The sequence below is a fragment of the Candidatus Pantoea multigeneris genome (assembly GCF_011752615.1).
Taxonomy (GTDB): Bacteria; Pseudomonadota; Gammaproteobacteria; order Enterobacterales; family Enterobacteriaceae; genus Pantoea; species Pantoea multigeneris.
Window position 1 is genome coordinate 153,231 of the sequence record NZ_VWXF01000001.1, and the last position, 21,111, is coordinate 174,341.

The 21,111-nt window shown below is 54.3% G+C and carries 16 protein-coding genes; 10 read left to right on the top strand and 6 right to left on the bottom strand.

The window, feature by feature from the left end:
* Nucleotides 1–99: 99 nt before the first annotated feature.
* The 3 genes from yajD to rarD all read right to left on the bottom strand — a co-directional run bounded on the left by yajD (nt 100) and on the right by rarD (nt 2,446).
* On the bottom strand, nt 100–447 hold the full coding sequence (yajD, locus tag F3J40_RS00735; protein ID WP_167011980.1) for an HNH nuclease YajD: 348 nt from the start codon (nt 445–447) through the stop codon (nt 100–102).
* Nucleotides 448–657: 210 nt separating this feature from the next.
* Nucleotides 658–1,422 (bottom strand): meso-2,3-butanediol dehydrogenase, encoded by a 765-nt coding sequence (gene budC, locus F3J40_RS00740; protein ID WP_017349053.1) that lies wholly within the window; start codon nt 1,420–1,422, stop codon nt 658–660.
* A 136-nt stretch (nt 1,423–1,558) separates the two neighbouring features.
* Nucleotides 1,559–2,446, bottom strand: coding sequence for an EamA family transporter RarD (gene rarD / locus F3J40_RS00745; protein ID WP_167011982.1), 888 nt, complete (start codon nt 2,444–2,446; stop codon nt 1,559–1,561).
* A gap of 248 nt (nt 2,447–2,694) precedes the next feature.
* Between rarD and F3J40_RS00750 the strand changes: the two genes are divergently transcribed.
* The 7 genes from F3J40_RS00750 to ydiJ all read left to right on the top strand — a co-directional run bounded on the left by F3J40_RS00750 (nt 2,695) and on the right by ydiJ (nt 12,353).
* Entirely contained in the window at nt 2,695–3,045 is a 351-nt protein-coding gene (locus tag F3J40_RS00750) for a cupin domain-containing protein (protein WP_167011984.1), read from the top strand.
* A gap of 8 nt (nt 3,046–3,053) precedes the next feature.
* A complete protein-coding gene (locus F3J40_RS00755; protein ID WP_167011986.1) occupies nt 3,054–3,413 on the top strand; it encodes a RidA family protein in 360 nt (119 codons plus the stop codon).
* 197 nt (nt 3,414–3,610) lie between these two features.
* Nucleotides 3,611–5,002: an NAD(P)/FAD-dependent oxidoreductase gene (locus tag F3J40_RS00760; protein WP_167011988.1), complete on the top strand. Its 1,392-nt coding sequence runs from the start codon at nt 3,611–3,613 to the stop codon at nt 5,000–5,002.
* Nucleotides 5,003–5,016: 14 nt separating this feature from the next.
* A complete protein-coding gene (locus F3J40_RS00765; RefSeq protein WP_167011990.1) occupies nt 5,017–5,982 on the top strand; it encodes an NAD(P)-dependent oxidoreductase in 966 nt (321 codons plus the stop codon).
* A gap of 78 nt (nt 5,983–6,060) precedes the next feature.
* Entirely contained in the window at nt 6,061–7,722 is a 1,662-nt protein-coding gene (locus tag F3J40_RS00770) for an acetolactate synthase large subunit (protein WP_017349059.1), read from the top strand.
* 28 nt (nt 7,723–7,750) lie between these two features.
* Nucleotides 7,751–9,193, top strand: a complete 1,443-nt coding sequence (gene gabD, locus F3J40_RS00775; protein WP_167011992.1) for an NADP-dependent succinate-semialdehyde dehydrogenase — start codon at nt 7,751–7,753, stop codon at nt 9,191–9,193.
* 118 nt (nt 9,194–9,311) lie between these two features.
* Entirely contained in the window at nt 9,312–12,353 is a 3,042-nt protein-coding gene (gene ydiJ / locus F3J40_RS00780; RefSeq protein WP_167011994.1) for a D-2-hydroxyglutarate dehydrogenase YdiJ, read from the top strand.
* Between the two features lie 26 nt (nt 12,354–12,379).
* Here the strand turns inward: ydiJ and F3J40_RS00785 are convergent, their stop codons facing one another.
* Nucleotides 12,380–13,462 (bottom strand): GlxA family transcriptional regulator, encoded by a 1,083-nt coding sequence (locus F3J40_RS00785; RefSeq protein WP_167011996.1) that lies wholly within the window; start codon nt 13,460–13,462, stop codon nt 12,380–12,382.
* 543 nt (nt 13,463–14,005) lie between these two features.
* On the opposite strand from F3J40_RS00785, the gene F3J40_RS00790 reads away from it, so the two are divergent.
* From F3J40_RS00790 to F3J40_RS00800, 3 genes are all read left to right on the top strand, one after another.
* On the top strand, nt 14,006–15,385 hold the full coding sequence (locus tag F3J40_RS00790; protein ID WP_167011998.1) for an MFS transporter: 1,380 nt from the start codon (nt 14,006–14,008) through the stop codon (nt 15,383–15,385).
* Nucleotides 15,386–15,454: 69 nt separating this feature from the next.
* The gene (locus F3J40_RS00795; protein ID WP_167012000.1) at nt 15,455–16,507 is read left to right on the top strand and encodes a proline racemase family protein; all 1,053 of its coding nucleotides are present in this window, start codon (nt 15,455–15,457) and stop codon (nt 16,505–16,507) included.
* A gap of 515 nt (nt 16,508–17,022) precedes the next feature.
* On the top strand, nt 17,023–17,748 hold the full coding sequence (locus tag F3J40_RS00800; protein WP_167012904.1) for a transporter substrate-binding domain-containing protein: 726 nt from the start codon (nt 17,023–17,025) through the stop codon (nt 17,746–17,748).
* A 30-nt stretch (nt 17,749–17,778) separates the two neighbouring features.
* On the opposite strand, the gene F3J40_RS00805 is transcribed toward F3J40_RS00800, so the two are convergent.
* Nucleotides 17,779–18,618 carry a DUF817 domain-containing protein gene (locus F3J40_RS00805; RefSeq protein WP_167012002.1) on the bottom strand — a complete coding sequence of 280 codons (840 nt, stop codon included), beginning with the start codon at nt 18,616–18,618 and terminating at the stop codon, nt 17,779–17,781.
* Between the two features lie 459 nt (nt 18,619–19,077).
* Nucleotides 19,078–21,111, bottom strand: a complete 2,034-nt coding sequence (recD, locus tag F3J40_RS00810; RefSeq protein WP_167012004.1) for an exodeoxyribonuclease V subunit alpha — start codon at nt 21,109–21,111, stop codon at nt 19,078–19,080.

Consider the following 21,111-nt stretch of genomic DNA (forward strand, 5'->3'; position numbering starts at 1 on the left):
GTTTCTGCCTTTCTCTCAGGATTGATGGGTACGCCAGAAAACACTCAGGCCCACTGGAGAGTGGGCCTGAAAGATTCAGCGAAAGATTAAGCGCTGCGCTTATTTCTTTTTATTCAGCATCGCTTTTAAATCGGCAAACGGGTTATGGGTGGCTGCCCCCATATCCTTCTGTGCGTCTTCACCGGCCACCACACTGGTGCCGTACTGATCCGCTTCCGTGTATTTGGAGTGTTCGTGATCGTGGCAATACAGGCACAGCAGTTCCCAGTTACTGCCATCTTCCGGGTTATTGTTGTGATCGTGGTCGATGTGGTGAACGGTTAATTCACGCAGGTTGGAGTAGACGAACTCGCGTGCGCAGCGCCCGCAGACCCACGGGTAGATTTTTAACGCTTTTTCGCGGTAGCCACTCTCCAGCCGCGCATAGTTTTTTGGGATAAAAGCCATTGCCGTTATTACCTGTGTTCAGGAAGGATAAACAAATTATGCAGGCAGGCTAGCTGGCTTAACCCGCCACTTCAAGTGGCAATTGCGGGCTGATGACGGTTAATCGAGCTGCCTGGCATTTTTCCCAAAAATTTTGCGTTAGCAGCAGGCTAACGGATGGAAAAAGGCAATAAAAAAGCCCGCCATCGCGGCGGGCTGGAAACAAAATAATCAGGCCTGTTTAGGCTGACCGTTGGAAGCAGTAAGCCCCCCATCAACGGGTAGATTCACCCCCGTGATGTAACGAGCATCATGGCTGGCGAGGAAAGCGATGGCACTGGCAATCTCTTCGGGCTGCCCCGCTTTACGTAACGGGATGCGATCGTAAAACTTATTGAGCAGCGCCTTGTCATCTTTGATCTCATCCGCCATGTCAGTCAGGGTAAAGCCTGGGCACACCGCGTTAACCCGTACCCCATCAGCACCGTAATCCATCGCCAGGGCGCGGGTAAAGTTCGTCACCGCACCTTTCGCGGCGTTGTACACGCTCATGCCCCAGTCGCCACCTAAACCCGAGACCGAGGAGGTGTTCACCACGTTGCCCTGAGTCTTGAGCAGCGCAGGCATGAAGTAGTGCGTACAGTAGAAAACGCCGTCGAGGTTGGTATTCATCAGGCTTTTCCAGTCCTCTACCGACACCTCATGGGCTTTTCCCTGCACCACGGTGCCTGCATTATTGACCAGCACATCCACCCGACCAAAGGTGCTGATCACTTTTTCTGCCAGTGATTTCACTTGCTCAGCGTCACCTACGTCACAAGGCACCGCCAGGTGGCGACCTTGTTCCAGCGTATCAAGGATTTTATCCAGCTTTTCACGCGTTCTGCCCACCAGCACCACTGTGGCACCTTCGCTGGCAAACCGCTGGGCGGTCGCCGCACCAATGCCAGATCCTGCTCCGGTAATCACCACAATCTTGTGTGTAAAGCGCGTCATAATGCCTCCTGTGTTGAACGCCTGTCGCTATTAAGCCTGGCAGCCATGCGGGTGAATTCAAGCACAATGGTGACAAAAATCAGCTATACCTTTGTTTTAATACCTTATTTTCTGGTGATTTTTGCGTTGAGTTATCTTAATACTTCCGGGGACCACGCAGCAGGACATTCGCAATCCCATCCAGTGCCAGCAGCCCCACCGCGCCCCAGATGGCGAGGTACATCGGCCATTCTCGTGCGGCGATGGATTCCCCCAGCAGCAGCGCCACGAAAACCAGTAATACCGGCTCGACATAGCCCATCAAACCGAACACCGTAAACGGCAATAACCGGCTGGCGGTGATGTAAACCATAAAGGCAACCGCGCTACACAGGCCGATAGCCAGGATGGCAAGATGCGCCGAAACCGGCAGACCCGGCGTCCCGGTGACAACTTCGCCGCCCCAGACACACCAGACCGCAAAGGGCAACATCAGCAGCATATCCAGCCACAAACCGCCCAGATTGCTGGTGCCCAGCGCACGGCGCAGTACAAAGTAAGCGGTGAAACCGACAGAGACGGTCAGGGCTTCCCACGAGAAGCCGCCCACTTGATACAGCTCATACAGGATGCCGCACGCCGCCACTAAGGCTGCGGTGCCTCGCAGCACGGAGAGTTTTTCTTTGTAAAACAGGCGACCCACTAACAACAGCACCAGCGGCAGTAAAAAATTGCCCAACGCCACGTTCATGCCACGTCCGTTGAGCGGTGCCCAGATAAACAGCACCTGCTGCACTGTCATCAATGCGCTGCTCAGCAGAATTCCCAACGCTAAGGCCGGTTGCGCCGCAATACGCACCATGATGGCGGTCACCGCCCGCCAGTGACCGCTCACCAGCAGGCACACCGTCATGATGGGAACGGAAATCAGCGTACGCCAGCCATACAGCTCAAAGCCGTTGATCCCGGGGATCAGCGCCGAGAGATAATACTGCACGGCAAATAGCACCGATGCCAAAAGAGATAAAGCGATACCCTGGTACATGTAACCTGCCGAAAAACGATGAAATAACCGGACGGACTGAACAGTCCTGTACGCGCGTGATTTAAAGCTAATTGCCTCGGGTTGTCACGCAATTAAACGCGACAAATTTAATGCCAGCTCACGCATCGTTGAAAAATCTAAAAAAGCTCCTAATTATCGTCATTTTCTTTATATGTCGAATTCAAAGCGTCGTGCAGGCTAACCCGCTAACGTTACATAAAAAAGTCATAAACCAATGAGGAATAATCATGACAGGTAAAATAGCCGTGGTAAAAAAAGCCACTACCGCAGTAATTGCAACCGACACCGCCGCTAAATTTCCCCTGAGCGAGTTAATTGCTTACCAGGGCAGCGTACAACATCAGGAAGCGCCAGAGATCGGTGCCAGCACAGGGGTGTGGGAAAGTACGCCGGGGGTGTTTCGCCGCTATCTGAAAAACCGCGAATTCAGCCACATTATCAGCGGATGGTGTATTTTCACCCCAGATGGAGGCGAACCGGTGGAGCTAAGGGCGGGAGATGCGGTGTTGTTCCCGGAAAACTGCGAAGGCGTCTGGGATATCAAAGAGACACTGCGTAAAACCTACCTTCTGTTCTGAGTGCCAAGATGAGCCAGATTACACGTATCAAAGGGAGTCACCGCGCGGCATCTCTGGTCATTGCCGGTTCCGCCGTTACCACCTCGGGACTGGTCGCCACCGCTGAAGACGCAGTGGATATTCGTGCGCAGACGCGCTCAGTGTTAAGCCAGGCCGAAGCACTCTTTTCCCGCGCGGGTCTGAGAAAATCGGATATTACGCGGGTGCAAATATGGTTGGCTGATATGGCCGACTTTCCAGCCATGAATGAAATTTATGATGCCTGGGTCGATCCTGAACATGCCCCGGTTCGCGCCTGCGTAGGCGCAGCCCTGGCTAATAAACACTATCTTATTGAGATTCAGGTTTACGGTTATCAACCCGATTAACGGTGAGCACAAAAGCGGACTATTGTTGATTAGCCGACGCCTGCGTCGGCTTTTTTATTATTACGGCTAAAAGAGAGTTACGTCACACAATTTAAAATACGCCAGCCTGTTATAAAAACTGTCTTAATTATGATAGTTGTTCACCTCACCTCACCAGATAATTCACGCATCGATAACATCTTTTGAGGCATTAACTCATGTACCGTGGATTCTGGTATGCGCAGGCGCTCGATCTGGAGAGCGCCCTGGCTCCCCAACTAAAAGAACACACCAAAGCAGATGTCTGTATTATCGGCGGCGGTTTTCTCGGCCTCTGGTCTGCTATTCGCCTCAAAAAAGCGTACCCGGAACTGGACATCGTCCTGATTGAAAAAGATCGCTGTGGTTCCGGGGCCAGTGGCCGTAATGGCGGCCTGGCGAATAACTGGTGGGCGAAATACCTGTCACTGATGAGTATTTGCGGTGAAGAAGAGGCGCGTCGTATTTGTGAAGCGGCGGAGTCTGCCATTGATGAAATTGGCGATTTTTGTCAGCAGCATAATATTGACGCTCAGTATCGTAAGGATGGCTGGCTCTGGACCGCCAGTAACCCGCGCCAGCACAACAGCTGGCGGGTACTCACCGACAGCCTGGAGAAATACCAGGCAAACCCGTTTCTTGAAGTCACGCCTGAAGTGGCGCGCAGTAAATCAGGATCGCCACGCACTGTGTCCGGTATCTTCGATCCTAATGCCGCAACGGTGCAGCCCGCGATGCTGGCGCGGGGTTTGCGTCGCGTAGCGATTGAGCTTGGCGTGCGAATTTATGAAAAAACGCCGCTAACACGTCTCGAACGCGGCAAACCACCCATCGTGCATACTGAAAAAGGCAGCGTGCAAGCACGCAAAGTGGTCATCGCCATGAATGCCTGGGGCGCTCAGTTCCCCGAGTTGAAACGCATGATTGTGGTGATGTCTAGCGACATGGTTGCCACCGCGCCCATGAAAGCGCGCCTCGACGCCACCGGATTTAATGATGGCGTCTGCGTAACCGACTCCCGCACGGTGCTCAACTACTGGCGCAACACCCCCGATGGTCGCATCGTTTTTGGCAAGCCACTGGGACAATTCGCCTATGCCTCACGAATTGGCGACCTGTATGACCGCCCTTGCCCGGCCGCTGAAGGCGTCACCCGGGAGCTGCGTTCCTTTTACCCCAGCCTGGCCGATGTGCCGGTCATCAGCAGCTGGACCGGGCCGCTAGACCGCGCCATGAAGGGACTCCCCAACTTTGGCTTCCTCGGCGGCCATGGTGACATTGTCTATGGCATTGGTTTTTCCGGTAACGGCGTCGCGACCACGGTGTTCGCCAGCCGCATTATCAAATCGCTGGTGCTCGAAACCCACGATGAGTGGTCGCGCTGTGGCCTGGTGGATCAAAAAGTGAAGCTGCTCCCGCCAGAGCCGTTCCGCTTTGTTGGCGCACGCATGGTGCGTAATGCCCTGGTACGTAAAGAGTCGTTAGAAGACAGCGATCGTGATGCGGGTGTCATCACCCAATTTCTGACCACGCTGGCACCGGCGGGTTATGTGCCGAACAAGAAAAAGTAACGCGCGAGGTAAGCATGTCACATCACGTTGTATTTCTGGACAATGAAGGGATTGCCCCTTCCGTGAAAATACCCGAGCTATCCTTTGCTCATACGTGGGAATCTTATGGCTATACCGCCAATGAGGATGTGGTTCCACGACTACAAAACGCCACGGTGGCCTTAACCTGTAGCGTACCGTTGCGCGCTGAGCATTTGCGGCAGTTGCCCAAACTGAAAATGATCTCCCTCGCCCTCACCGGCACCGATATCGTCGATATGGACTACTGCCAACGGCACGACATCACCGTGACCAACGTGCCTGGCTATGCATCCAACACAGTGGCGGAACATGTTGTCGGCGCGATTTACGAACTGTTCCGTCGCACCAGTGGCTACAGCCAGTTAATGCAACGTGTACGTCGTGGCGACGTGGCCGCTAAAAATATCTATTTTGATTATCGCGTCCGTGACGTTGCGGGAAAAACACTGGGGATTATTGGCACAGGCCCGATTGCACAACGGCTCGACCAGTTGGCAACCCAGATCGGCATGCACGTATTGTTTGATGACCGAAATGGTTCCTTGGAAGGCAGCCGTTATATTCCCCGTGAGACGTTGCTGCGTACCTGTGATGTGATTTCGGTGAATGTGCCGCTGACCCGCGAAACACACAATATGATCGATGCCGCTGAACTTCATTTGATGAAAACCGATGCCATTATTATTAATACCGCTCGCGGCGGAATTATCAACGAAGCCGCATTGATGGATGCCATGCAGCGCGGGACGATTGGCGGTGCAGCGATTGATGTGGTGGTGAATGAACCGATCACTGCGGATGAACCGCTGTTGGCACTGACTGAAATGCCGAATTTTATTTTGACCCCGCATATGGCGTGGAGCAGTGAGGACGCGATGCAAACACTGATCAGCGCCTCGGTAAATAATATTAATGCCTATATTCATGCTCTGTTACCGGCAAAGACCATCGAAGCTTAAATAACAAACATTAAAAGGCGTGGGAATGAATACCTGCGCTCTCTCCTGCTTAATATCACCCCAAAGGGTAAATGCATCATGATTAAAGCTGCGGATTTAGTCGTAAAATGCCTGGAAAACGAGGGCGTAGAATATGTCTTTGGCATCCCCGGCGAAGAGAACCTGGATTTACTTGAATCCCTGCGACAATCCAGCATCAGGTTGGTCCTGACCCGTCATGAACAGTCAGCGGGATTTATGGCCGCGACTTACGGTCGACTCACTGGACGTACTGGCGTGAGCCTCTCCACCTTAGGCCCAGGAGCCACCAATCTGGTGACCGCAGGAGCCTATGCCTGGTTGGGTGGGATGCCCATGTTGATGATTACCGGCCAGAAACCGATTAAGAAGTCAAAACAGGGTCGCTTCCAGATTTTAAACGTGGTGAATATGATGGAGCCCGTCACCAAATATACCCACCAGTTTGCCTCGGCAGATAACATTCCCTCGCGGGTGCGCGAAGCCTTCCGTCTGGCTGAGGAGGAAAAACCCGGCGCGGTGCATCTCGAACTGCCTGAAGATATTGCCGCCGAACTCACGGAAAGCCGCCCAATCCCCCCCAGTCTGCACCGCCGCCCGGTCGCTGAGCAAAAATCCATCGCCGCCGCCGTGGACAAGCTTAAAAGCGCGCGTTCACCTGTGCTGGTGATTGGAGCCGGTGCGAATCGTAAACTCACCGCCAGGGTGCTGACTCAGCTGATTGCCACCACCGGCATTCCCTTTGTCACCACGCAGATGGGGAAAGGTGTGGTTGATGAACGCGATCCCCGCTTCCTCGGTAACGCTGCGCTTTCCGCCGGTGACTTTGTCCATCGAGCGATCGAAGCCGCCGATTTGATCGTCAATATCGGTCATGATGTGATTGAAAAACCGCCCTTCTTTATGCAACAAGGCGGAACCGAAGTGATCCACGTAAATTTCCGCTCTGCTGAGGTCGATCCGGTCTATTTTCCGCAGATCGAAGTGATTGGCGATATCGCCAATACCGTCTGGCAACTGACCGAAGCGTTGCGGAATACCGCGCACTGGGATTTCACCCGCCTGCTGCAAATTCGTGAAGCTAATGAAGCCCATCTCACCGAAGGTAGTGACGATAATCGCTTCCCGGTTTATCCGCAGCGTCTGGTTGCTGATGTGCGTAAGGCTCTGCCGTCAGAGGGCATTGTTGCCCTGGATAATGGCATTTATAAGATCTGGTTTGCCCGCAATTACAAAGCCCATAAACCTAACACGGTGCTGCTGGACAACGCGCTGGCAACCATGGGGGCGGGTCTGCCTTCGGCCATGGCAGCACACCTGGTTTACCCAGAAAAACCCATTCTGGCGGTATGTGGTGATGGCGGCTTCATGATGAACAGCCAGGAGCTGGAAACCGCTATACGGCTGAAAATGAACCTGACGGTGCTCATCCTGCGTGATGATGGCTACGGCATGATCCGCTGGAAGCAGTCAAATATGGGCTTTGCCGATTTTGGCCTTGATTACGGCAATCCCGATTTCGTCCTCTATGCTGAATCTTATGGCGCGCAGGGGCACCGCATTGCGCAAGCAGGTGATTTACTGCCGCGGCTACAACACTGCCTGACCACACCCGGCGTCCATCTCATTGATTGCCCGGTCGACTATTCAGAGAACGATCGCATTCTGAATACTGAACTCAAAGCACGCAGCGCCGCCATTTGCAACCCGCGTTCTTGCTGAATTAACCCGTCAAAGAAGGGACATGATTATGCAACTGAAAGATATCGCCTTATTTCGCCAGCAGGCCTATATCAATGGGCAATGGCTGGATGCCGACAGTGGCTTAACCACCGAAGTGACCAATCCGGCGACCGGTGAAGTCATCGGCACCATTGCCAAAATGGGGGCAACAGAAACCCATCGCGCCATTGACGCAGCCAGTGCGGCCCTCCCCGCATGGCGAGCCCTGACCGCCAAAGCGCGCTCAGAAAAGATCCGCCGTTGGTATGAGTTGATGCTGGAGAATCAGGAGGATCTCGCCCGCTTAATGACCATTGAGCAGGGTAAACCGCTGGCCGAATCCCGTGGGGAAATTACCACCGCCGCCAGCTATCTGGAGTGGTTTGCTGAAGAGGGCAAACGTATCTATGGCGATACCATCCCCGGCCATCAGGCGGACAAACGCCTGCTGGTGTTCAAACAACCGATTGGCGTGACCGCCGCCATTACCCCGTGGAATTTTCCCTCGGCAATGATTACCCGCAAGGCCGGGCCAGCACTGGCCGCAGGCTGCACCATGGTATTGAAACCCGCCTCACAGACCCCCTACTCGGCGTTAGCCCTGGCGGAGTTGGCGGAGCGTGCCGGGATCCCCGCAGGCGTATTCAGCGTGATCACCGGCAGCGCAGGGGACATCGGCGGTGAATTGACCCGCAACCCGATCGTGCGCAAGCTGACGTTTACCGGCTCAACCGATATTGGGCGTCAGCTGATTGCGGAGTGCGCACAGGACGTGAAAAAGGTCTCAATGGAGCTTGGCGGCAATGCGCCGTTTATCGTGTTTGAAGATGCCGACCTGGACAAAGCCGTAGAGGGGGCGCTGATCTCTAAATTCCGCAACAACGGCCAAACCTGCGTATGCGCTAACCGTATCTATGTACACGATAGCGTTTACGACCTGTTCGCGGAAAAATTACAGGCTAAAGTGGCTGAACTGACCATTGGCAATGGCCTGGAGCACGGCATCACCACCGGCCCGCTAATCGATGAGAAGGCCCTTGCCAAAGTGCGCGAGCATATTGACGATGCAGTGAGCAAAGGGGCGAAAGTCCTCAGCGGGGGACAGTTGATTCGCGGCAATTTCTTCCAGCCCACCATTTTAACCGAAGTCCCGCAGAGCGCGCTGGTGGTCCGCGATGAAACCTTTGGTCCGCTGGCCCCATTGATTCGCTTTACCCGCGATGAAGACGTGGTCGCCCAGGCTAATGACACGGAGTTCGGTCTCGCTTCCTATTTCTACACCAGAGATGTGTCTCGCATCTTCCGCGTAGCGGAATCACTGGAGTATGGCATGGTGGGCGTCAATACCGGGTTAATTACCACCGAAGTTGCGCCTTTTGGCGGCGTTAAAGCTTCCGGTCTGGGCCGTGAAGGGTCTAAATACGGCATCGAAGATTACCTGGAAATTAAATACATCTGCCTTAGCATCTGAGGCTGAATAAATAACACCATGGCAGGTTATCCCGTATTAACCGGCCATGGTAATTCTGACCGCTGAATATTCATCAACAACAATTTATTCGCTTATCGAAGCAGGCTGGCGTACGTCTATGTTAATCGCGACATTAAAACCCAATGATAATCCTCTCTCCTCACTTTACCATCAGTTTATTGCGGAAATTCAACGTCAGGGATTTAGCGGCGAAATAGAAATAAACCACGCAAACCAGATTATTTTCTCAACCGACAACTCTATTTATCAGCGGCTGCCTAAAGCGATTTTTTTCCCGCAAGATAATCGTGACGTGGTGATAATCACCCGCCTGATGGCTCAGCCGGGTTTTCATGAGATCGTGATTTCACCTCGCGGCGGCGGTACTGGCACCAATGGACAGTCGCTGACCCACGGCATTGTGGTGGATCTGTCACGTCACATGAATCGCATCCTTGAAATCAACCCGGAGGCGCGTTGGGTGCGGGTACAGGCGGGCGTGGTAAAAGATCAGTTAAATGCCGCGTTGCGCCCTTATGGCCTGTTTTTCGCCCCCGAGTTATCAACCTCCAACCGTGCCACGCTGGGCGGCATGATTAATACCGATGCCAGTGGTCAAGGCAGCTGTACCTATGGAAAAACACGCGATCATGTACTGGAACTGGATATGGTGTTGGCCGGAGGTGAACAGTTACACAGCCAGATGCGTAGCGCCGACGAGTGGTCAACGCTGGAACGCCAGCCTGGCCCGATCGGCAGAGTGCACCGTACGGTGCGGAAGATTGTTACTGAGCAGGCCCAACTGATTCAACACCAGTTCCCTCCGCTCAATCGCTGCCTGACCGGTTACGATCTGGCCCATGTTGCCACCGCCGAAGGCGGCTTTACTCTTAACAGCGTGCTGTGTGGCGCTGAAGGTACGCTGGGTTTGCTGGTCGAAGCGAAACTGAACGTACTGCCAATACCACGATTTTCTGTGCTGGTGAACGTTCGTTACGCCAGTTTTATGGATGCTCTGCATGATGCCCGCGCGCTGATTACCCTGAACCCGCTCTCCATAGAAACCGTCGATTCTCGCGTACTGCTGCTGGCGATGCAGGACATTGTCTGGAACAACGTGGCGGAATATTTTCCGCAGCAAGCCGCGCCGACGCTGGGCATTAATCTGGTTGAATTCAGTGGCGATGATGAACAAGAGGTGAATCAGCAGGTTGAGCGCTTTATCTCGCATCTACAGCAGGACACCACCACACTACGGCTGGGTCATACCTGTGCTGTCGGCCATGCCGCCGTAGAACGCGTCTATGGCATGCGCAAACGCGCCGTTGGCCTGCTCGGCAATGTGAGTGGTGAAGCCCGGCCGCAGGCGTTTGTTGAAGATACCGCCGTGCCACCTGAGCACCTGGCGGATTACATTACGGAGTTCCGCGCGCTGCTGGACAGCTATCAGCTGCAATACGGCATGTTTGGTCATGTCGATGCCGGGGTGTTGCATGTGCGCCCTGCACTGGATATGAAAAATCCGCAGCATGCCGCATTGATCCGCCCCATCACCACTGCCGTGGCAGCACTGACACAACGCTACGGCGGTTTACTGTGGGGCGAGCACGGCAAAGGCATGCGTTCCGAGTTTTCACCCCGGTTTTTTGGCCCACTCTATCCGGCGTTGCAGCAGATAAAGCAGGCGTTTGATCCCAACAACCAGATCAATCCCGGCAAAATTGCTACGCCCGCTGATAGCTCCTCGCCATTGGTGAAGGTGGATGGCGTACCGACACGCGGCGAATATGACCGCCAGATTGATGAGCGAGTGTGGCAAAGTTTCGGCGCAGCTATGCACTGTAACGGCAATGGTGCCTGTTACAACGCCGACCCGGACGATGCCATGTGCCCCAGCTGGAAGGCCACACGCGATCGCATTCATTCGCCAAAGGGGCGCGCTTCGCTGATGCGCGAATGGTTGCGCTTGCAGGGCAATAGCGGGATTGATGTGCTGGAAGCGGAGCAGCACCCACCTGGCGTAGGTGCCAGAGTACAGCGCTGGTTCAATACGCGCAGCGCCGCAAACAACGGTGATTTTTCCCATCAAGTCTATGACGCCATGGCCGGTTGCCTCGCCTGTAAATCCTGTGCCGGGCAGTGTCCGGTTAAAGTCAGCGTACCGGAGTTTCGCTCTCGCTTTCTTAATCTCTATCATCAGCGCTACCCACGCCCCCTGCGCGACTATCTGATCGGCTCACTGGAGTTCACCCTGCCGTGGATGGCAAAAATACCGGCGATTTATAATCAGCTGATGAGCGCTAGCAGGGTAAAGTCGTGGCTGAAAAACCGGGTGGGCATGGTTGATAGCCCGTTGATCGCCCCCTTTCCCCTCGCAACTCTGATGAAGCAGTGGGAAGTTAAAACCGCGACGCCGGGGGCGCTGGCACGCCTGAGTGCAACGGAAAAAGCGCGCAGTGTGATTGTGGTTCAGGATAGCTTTACGCGCTTTTTTGAGCCTCAACTGTTAGCCGCCTTCATTGAGCTGGCTACCCGCATTGGTTTCCAGGTCTGGCTGGCCCCGTTAAAGGCCAACGGCAAACCGTTGCACGTACAGGGATTTATGTCGATGTTTAACCAGGTCGCACGCGGTAATGCGCAGCGTTTGTCTGCACTGGCACAGGCGGGTATTCCGCTGGTTGGGCTGGATCCGGCCATGACACTAACCTATCGCCAGGAGTACCTTAAAGTCCCGCAGGTCGGTGAGGTTCCTCCGGTTATGTTACCGCAAGAGTGGCTACTGTCAGCGCTACCGGACATAGCCACTACGGTAACAAACACCGTTTACCGCCTGTTACCGCACTGTACAGAGAAAACCAATGCCCCCGAGAGTGCAAAACAGTGGCAGGCGATTTTTGCCCGCCGCGGGCTGGTGCTGGACGTGCAACCCAGCGGATGCTGCGGAATGTCTGGCACCTACGGGCATGAGGCGCGTAACCTCGCAACCTCGCAAACCATCTATTCTCTCTCCTGGTCACAGCAGGTCACCGGCCACAACACCAGCGAACCCCTGGCGACCGGCTACTCCTGCCGTAGCCAGGTGAAACGGCTGTCGGCGATTGCGCTCAGACATCCGTTGATGGTGTTGCTCGAACAGATCCGAAATGGCTGCCTGTGGTAGCCACAGCATGGTGGGCAAACGGCAAATCAGGCATGCCCACTGAACCGCTGTTTTTCATGGCGGTCAGTGAGTTTTTCAATTTCACGCCGGCGTTTGCGGTAATCATTCGGCGTTTCGCCATACTGTTTTCGGAACCACAGAATAAAGTGTGAAGCATCTGAGAAGCCGCAGTTAAGCGCCACCGTGGTAATACGCTGGCTGGTATTGACCAGCAGGTTTCTGGCGTGATGGATACGCAACTGCCGCCAGTAGCTGGCGGGCGTGCAGTTGGTATTGGCAAGAAATACCCGGTTGAGCTGACGTGGGTGCGATCCCACATGCTCGGCCACATCCTTGAGGGTAAAGTGCATGCCCAGATTAGCTTTCATAAAGTTAATTGACCGCTGCACCACGGCGTTTTTATAGACGTGCTCCTCCATGCTGTCCGATTTGACTGACTCATCCTCTTTTTTCGCTACCGGAATGTCCTCCACCAGCAGATACTCCAGGCCCTTATGCGCACGGATGTCGCCACAGTGTTTACGGATCAAACTCGCCGCAAGATCGATGGCCGTACCACCCGGACAGGTAATGATGCCCTGATCATCAATATAGCTTTTGTCCATGACCGCATGGGCATCCGGGAAGCGCTGCCGGAACTCATCGACGATAGTGAAATGCACCGCACAGCGCTTCTTACGCAGCAGCCCGGCTTTACCCAGCACAAACGAAGCACTGCACATACCAATAATTGGCGTGCCGCGCGCATGATAATCACGTAGCAGCTCCAGCAGGTACTCTGGTGGATCGCGCGTCTCTTCCAGTAACCCCCCGGCGAGCACAATATAGTCGTAGTGTTCAGTGTTAATGAGCGCACGCGTCGGCTCAATGCGCATTTCACAGCTGGCGGTAGCCGGTTTGTCATCTACTGACATCCAGTCCCACTGGCAGTAGATTTGGCGGCTGGAGAAGGAGACGTCAGCGGCAAAGCGCAGCGAATCCACAAATCCGGCAACCGGGATAAGGGTAAAACGGTTCATCAGGATAAAGCCCACTTTTAACTCTGGCTTACCTGGCAGAGCGATTTCCTGGCATGTGGATGAAATGGCGGGACTCGGGTTGCTAAACATAGTTAACACCTGTGCTGCGTCTTATTGTCACTTATATGTACCGCAAAGCCTTCTGTCACAGCTATTACATAGATCTCAGGAAGTATAACAAAAATGACAACAGACAAAATTTGTGATGAAAATCACTTTTTAACCGCTTTTTTGTCAACCTCGTTATAGAAAAATGTGTAACAGCAAGATAAGCGGGACTTTTAGGTTCAGGTTGTCTCAAATCTTCTGTCGCCGTGTCATGGGGCGAAAGCGTCAGGAATGAAGGGAAGTTTTTATCCCTGAATATTCCGCACTACGTTAATGCAAAGTTAATAGCGCGATCACATATCCGCGGCATGCCGGGTTTAGCTTATGTTAATTGTCCTTTTTTTTATATGGCATTTTATTGTCCAGTGCGAAAGTCAGCAGCAGACGCAACATCCGTATAACACATCACAATCTATTACGGCGTACTTTTATATTCAGTTACGGATGAAATAAAAATCAATTTTCTTTTATCAGACAAAGAAAACTAAACCTGCAATATAAATCGCTACGTCAGAGGTAATGTAAATGTCAAAGCACGTTAAAACCTCGCTTGAAGATGCACCATTAAATAGCTTTCATAAAAAGTTAGCCGTGTACTCTTCAGCCGCACCGTTTCTTGATGGTTATATTCTGAGCATTATTGGGGTGGTGATGTTACAAATCAGCACCGCGCTGCATTTAACCCCCATGGAAGAAGGCATGGTAGCCGCATCGTCGTTATTTGGCATGTTCCTTGGGGGATTTATTGGCGGCATTGTGACTGACAAACTGGGGAGAAAGACGCTGTATTTATTGGTGTTGGTGTTTTTGGCGCTCTTTTCCCTGGGGCAATTCTGGGTGACTTCCGCTGCCGCATTAATCAGCCTGCGTCTGCTATTGGGAATGGCAATTGGAGCCGACCACCCGCTGGCAACGTCACTGTTGGCTGAATTTCTCCCCAAAAAACAGCGCGGCTCTATTCTGGCGAGCCTGGTGATGGTCTGGTTTATAGGTGCCGCCGCTGCTTATGTGGTAGGTGAAATTATTCTCCGTGTCGCGGGGGAAGACGCCTGGCGTTGGGCATTAGCCAGCGCCTTTGTTCCCGCCGCCATTTTCCTTTTCCTGCGCGTTGGCACCCCGGAGTCTGCCCGCTGGTTGATGAACAAAGGCCGTAAAGCGGAAGCCGATGCCGTGATCAAAAAAGTTTATGGCGCTGAGTTTTCCATTGATGATCTACCGGAAAAACAACATGGGCATAACGTTTCCGTCGGCCAGTTGTTCCATTCTGGTTATGGCAAGCGCATCTTCTTCGTCAGTATGTTTTGGACCTGCGCCATTATCCCGCAGTTTGCTATCTATGCCTTTGCACCGCGTATTTTGCAAACCATGGGATTGACCGGTGAATGGGCGGCCCTGGGCGCGGTTGCGATTACTTTGATGTTTGTCGCTGGCTGTTTGGGGGCCGTGAAACTGATCAATCCGTTAGGTCGCCGTAAACTGTTACTGCACAGTTTCCTGTGGAGTGGCTTAGCGCTGCTGTTACTGGCGATTTTCCCGAGCAGTGCTGCCATGGCGACTCTGGCCTTTTTCTGCGCCTATGCGCTGTTTATCGGAGGTGCTCAGGTGCTGGAATATGTGTATCCCAATGAGCTGTTCCCGACAGAAGTTCGCGGCAGCGCGGTGGGGTTAGCCACTTCACTATCGCGCATTGGTGCGGCGGTAGGTACTTATCTGATCCCCCTTTCACTCACTACACTGGGGATCGCCAATACCATGTATGTCGCCTTCGGCATTTCGGTAGTGGGGTTTGTTGTCGCCCTCTTCATGGCCCCGGAAACCCGCGCCATGGATTTACACAACAGCAGTGTTATTGCGCCCGATGCGCAGCCTGTAGCCGCACTCAAACGCTCAGCAGAATTGAAGTAAGTTAGCCCTTTAACCGGTTTTCACTTCGCAGGGAAACCGCACTACACCAAGATGAACAGGCAGGTTGCTATGGCTTTTAAAAGAACGATTCACGCGGTTGATACCCATGCCGGATGCCCAATGCGCGTCATTACCGGGGGCGTGCCGCATATTCCCGGCAACAGCGTGTATGAGAAAATGCAGTGGCTGGAAGAGAATGACGATCAGTTGCGTAAGCTGATGCTGCGTGAGCCACGTGGCTACCCTGCTCACTGTTGCAATATTATTGTCCCGCCAAACGACCCGACCGCCGATGCAGGCTACATCATTATGGAGCAGATTGAATATCCGGTGATGTCCGGCGGCAATACCATCTCGGTGGTGACGGTGCTGCTGGAGATGGGAATGTTGCCGATGCAGGAACCGGTGACAGAACTGATTCTGGAAGCCCCGGCAGGTTTGATTAAAGTGTCTGCCCAGTGTCAGGATGGCAAAGTGAAAGGCGTGACATTTACCAACGTACCGGCTTTCGCCGTCTATCTTGATGCGATTATTGACGTACCACATTTAGGGAATGTGAAAGTCGACGTTGCCTGGGGTGGGATGTTCTACGTGATTGCGGATGTGCGCCAGTTCCCCGGCCTGGAGCTGACTTCCTCTCACGGCAAAGAGATCGCACGAATATCAGCCATGATTCGTCAGGCCGCCATTGAACAACTGCCGGTGGCGCACCCGGATTATCCGGGCGTTGGAATTACCATTTCACAGCTTTCCGGCCCCACTGACGATCCCAATGCCGACTGGCGCAATGTGGTGACCATGGCGTCAGGGACATTTTCCTGGGAGGACCCCACCACCTGGACGGGGGCCATTGACCGTTGCCCGTGCGGCACCGGCACCTGTGCCAAGATGGCCGTGCTGCATGCTAAAGGTGAACTGCCGCTGAATCAGGATTTCCGCCATCAGGGTATTCTCGGTAACGTGTTCACCGGTCGCCTCGTAGAAGAGACGTCGCTGGCAGGACGCACCGCTGTGGTCCCGACCATTACCGGCAAAAGCTGGATTTACGGTATCAATAACTATGTTCTGGACCACGACGATCCCTTCACCGAGGGCTTTATGGTTGGAGATATCTGGGCTTGATTGCACGCTGCTGAATATTCATTTTCCCTTTCAAATAATGGTGCCGGACATCCCCTCACCCCAGCCCTCTCCCGCAAGCGGGAGAGGGAGCCAGACCGGTGATGCATGTAATAGCGATGCCGTACATTCCCTCTCCTTTTGGAACTGAACCCACAAACCGCACGGATGAAGGTCTGCACATCACCAACATAAAGACGGGGATTGTGGGGAGTAGAGTAAAGCTTCCGCTGCATGGATGCGGCGGCAGAGCCTCCAGGGACGGATTCACGGCGTCTTTACGGCACTCCCCGCCATCTGCGACTGAAACGCACGGATACAGACCGCACTCAGCTCCCTGCCCTCTGCTCCATTAAACCTACCATTCAGTGATCCCTGCGTGATTTCCGGCAGTGGATGCACCACTTACATTGTCTGGCTGACACCGCGCGGCTATTATCATCGCCTTTCCTTTGCATGACAGGACGTTAACGGTGAAAAAACCTCTGTTAAGTTGCCTCACTTTACTGGCACTCATTATGATCCACCCCGCTCAGGCCCGTACGCCCGAGCAAATCCACGCTTCTGGGGTCCTGAAAGTGGGCGTACCCGGTGACTATGCCCCGCTGGCATGGCACAACCCGCAGGGCAAACTGCAGGGCTATGACATCGACATGGCAGAAAAAATCGCCGCCTCCCTGCATCTCAAGGTGGAATATGTTATCTCCAGCTGGCCGGATCTATCCCGCGACCTGGCCGCAGATAAATTTGATATTGCGATGGGCGGCGTCACGGCCACCCCGCAGCGCGCACAACAGTTCGCCTTGACGGCCCCCGTGGTGCCGAACGGGAAAATCGCCCTGGCAAACTGCGCCAACAGCGCCACCCTCTCCAGCCTGGAAAAAATCGACCGTCCTGAAGTCAAAGTAGTGGTCAATCCCGGCGGCACCAACGAAAGCTTCGTAAACAGCCATATAAAACAGGCGCAGATTATTCGCGTGCCAGACAATGTGCAAAACCTGCAAGCGCTGCGGGATAAACGCGCAGACATTATGTTCACCGACTTAATTGAAGGGGAATACTATCAGAGCAGCGAGCCCGGCGTATTATGCCTCGCCACCTCAACGCCAATTGCAGGCAGCGAAAGCTATAAAGTCTACATGGTGAAACAGGAAGACAGCGCACTAATATCCGGCATTAATCAGCTGCTGACCGGAAAAACGCGCCAGCAACTGGGCGAAAAATGGCACCTGTCACAACCGTAAAATCGACGGTTCACGGGTGCGTATGGCGAACTACTGCGCTATATGCACCCGCTGTTTAATGTCTTTCAGGAACAGCGTGATGGTAAAGGTCATCATCACCAACAGCGACCATGCCCCCCACTTCCCCACATGAACTGTGGCCCAGGCACCGATCTGATTGGGATACTGCCAAACGCCAAACAACGTACCGAGATTCTCCGCCAGCCAAATAAAGAAACCGATCAACAGAAATGCCACTAACAGCGGCATCCGTAGCCGCCGCTGATAGGCGGTGAAAACCACTTCGCTACGCGCATATAAGCCCAGCGCGACGCTGGCAATATACCAGCGATAATCACCGATAAAGTGATGGGTAAAAAAGTTGGCGTAAAGCGCCAGAGACAACAACACGGCAAAAAACAGGGGCGGATGATGGCGTATTTTCAGGTCCATCAGTCGCCAGCACTGAATAATATAACTCCCCACCGCGGCATACATAAAACCGCTGAACAACGGCACACCGCCGATTTTACTCCAGCCGGCTTCGGGATAGTGCCAGGAGCCAATGGCCGCAGAGGTTTTAAATAACTCCAGCCCAAATCCCAACAGATGAAACAGCGTAATCGCTTTCAGCTCATCCCGGCTCTCTAATCCGGTCTTCAGCATAATGACCTGAATAGTCACCGCGATCAGCAACAGCAGGTCATAGCGTGCGATGCCCATCAGCCCAGTGCGCGGGACACAAAACATCGCGAGGAAAAATAAACCGGCAAACAGACAAGCACGCAGCTCTTTAACGCCAAACCACAGAAACTCAAGACCCGCACGCTTAACGCCAGTGCAATTCACCGCAGGCGGGTGAATCAAGAAATCATCGATACGATTAGACAAGTGTACTCCCTCTCAGTAAGCCGTCATTTCCCTGTTTCACCCGAAAACATAGTACCGCAGTGAAACCATACGGCGCACAGCTTGCCAGTATCTGCTGGATAAGTATAACGCCAGAGAAAACTTTACACAGTAATGCGCCATGGCACATCACAGTGCTGTTTCACGTATATCCATCACTGATTTTCTTTTATCTGTCAGAGGGCTAATGAGTGGCATGCTGGGAATCTCTCCAGCAACTTCCGTTAATGATGAGGATCGGTAAGGGAGAGGGAAAGTCGGCTGCGTTCTCTACCCTCACCCTAACCCTCTCCCTAAAAGGGAGAGGGGATGTATGGCATCACCATTACATGCATCACCGGTCTGGCTCCCTCTCCCGCTGGCGGGAGAGGGCTGGGGTGAGGGGAAGTCGGTTGCGTTTTGTACCCTCATTCTGACGTTAGATTCATGCAGCCAACGAAACTAGCCGATCGTCAACCCACCGGAGCGCAGTACCTGGCGTTCAATGGCCTGAGCCAGCAACTGTTCCCCCTTCTCACTGGCCCCGAGGCTAAACCAGTGGCGGGCGCGAGTGATTCCGGTATAAATCAGCTCACGCGTCAAAATCGGGCTTAATGACTCCGGCAGTAACAACGCCGTATGGCTGAACTCAGAACCCTGCGATTTATGCACCGTCATGGCGAACACCGTCTCAGCCCCGGGTAAACGCCCTGGAAGCACCCAACGGACGCCGCCAGAACCATCCCCGGCGGGGAACGCAACACGTAATACTTCGCCTTCCGGTTGCGGCAACAACAGGGCGATGCCGATATCCCCGTTCATTAACCCCAGGCTGTAATCATTTCGCGTGACCAGCACCGGGCGGCCGGCGTACCACAATCCTTCCTGCACCAGTAGACCCGCACTGCCTAATAACGTTGCGACCTGCTGATTGAGATGATTCACGCCCCACTCGCCCTGGCGCACGGCACATAACAACTGGAACTGACCAAAGGCTTCCAGCACATCGGCAGCCCAACGATCAAAGGCGGATTGCGGTGCCCCTGCCTCTGGTCGCGTGGTGCGCATCACACGTAAATAGTGCCCGTAACCCACGGGCGCAGGGATACCAGGCCGAGCGCCAAACTGGCTGACGGCCCCCTCAATGATCCAGTCACGGAAAACGGTGCCCGGATTCTGCGCTTTGCCCCCTGTCGGCGTAATACGCAAACGGGCCAGATCGGCGTAGTCCTGTTGCCAGACATGGCGTAACGCGCGCACATCTCCGGCATTGACCGCCTGCGCCAGTTGCCCGATACCACTCTCGGCCCCAAAGCGGTGACTAAACCGCAACATGGCGATGGACTGATCGAGTGCCACGCCCTGCGCATCTTGCATCGCTTCGGGAGGAGCCTCTCCTGCCACCGCAGCCAGCCAGGTTGCTGTCGCAGGCAAATAATGCCCGGCGGCTGCGCGTTGGCACAGTTCGCCCAACAGCGCTCCAGCTTCTACCGACGCCAGCTGATCCTTATCCCCCAGTAAAATCAGGCGTGCATGAGGAGGTAATGCCGATAGCAACGCGGCCATCATCTCCAGATCGACCATTGAGGCTTCATCCACCACCAGCACATCCAGCAACAGCGGGTTGCCGGGATGATGGCGGAAATGGCGGGTATCCGGACGACTGCCCAGCAGGCGATGTAGCGTAACCACATCGCTGTTAATCGCCTCTACGGCAATGCCTAATTGCGCCAACGGTAACCGACTTAATGCGCCAGCGATGGATTCGCTTAAACGCGCGGCCGCTTTGCCGGTGGGGGCCGCAAGGCGAATGCGCAGTGTGGTCCCACGCTGTTGCTGCTCCAGCGCCTGCAACAGCGCCAGTAAACGCACCACGGTGGTGGTCTTACCGGTGCCGGGGCCGCCGGTAATCACGCTGAATGCACTGGCAGCCGCCAGGGCGCAGGCCAGTTTTTGCCAGTTTGCGGTCTCAGCCGTGGGTTCACTGAACAAGATATTCAGCAAGGGCTGCATCAGCTCCGGCGTCAATGCGCTGCGCCAGTGGGCACTCTGCGCCAGACGCTGCTGGATGCCCGCCTCAACCTGGCGCTCATACTGCCAGTAACGACGTAAATAGAGACGATCCCCCTGACAAACCAGCGGGGAATCCCCACCCCCTGTCCCCACCAGGGCTGGAAAATCTAATGCCGCCAGCCACTGAGGTAGCGTGACGTCTTGCAGCACCTGGGCCGGTGTTTCGATTTCGGGCTGACGCGAACCTTCCGGCGGTAGCGCCAGCGCAAAGGTGCTGTCCGTCAGTACCGCAGACAGATTCAGGCACACATGGCCGCGCCCCAACTGGTGGCTGGCTAACGCCGCAGCCAGCAATAACAGGGGTGAAGCGTCCGGACACGTCTGGTGCAAAAAACGCACCAGTGCCCGATCCAGCTCGCGCAGCCAACCGCTTTCCACCCAACTATCCAGCAGTTGCATCAGCCGATCATGGTTTAACGCCAT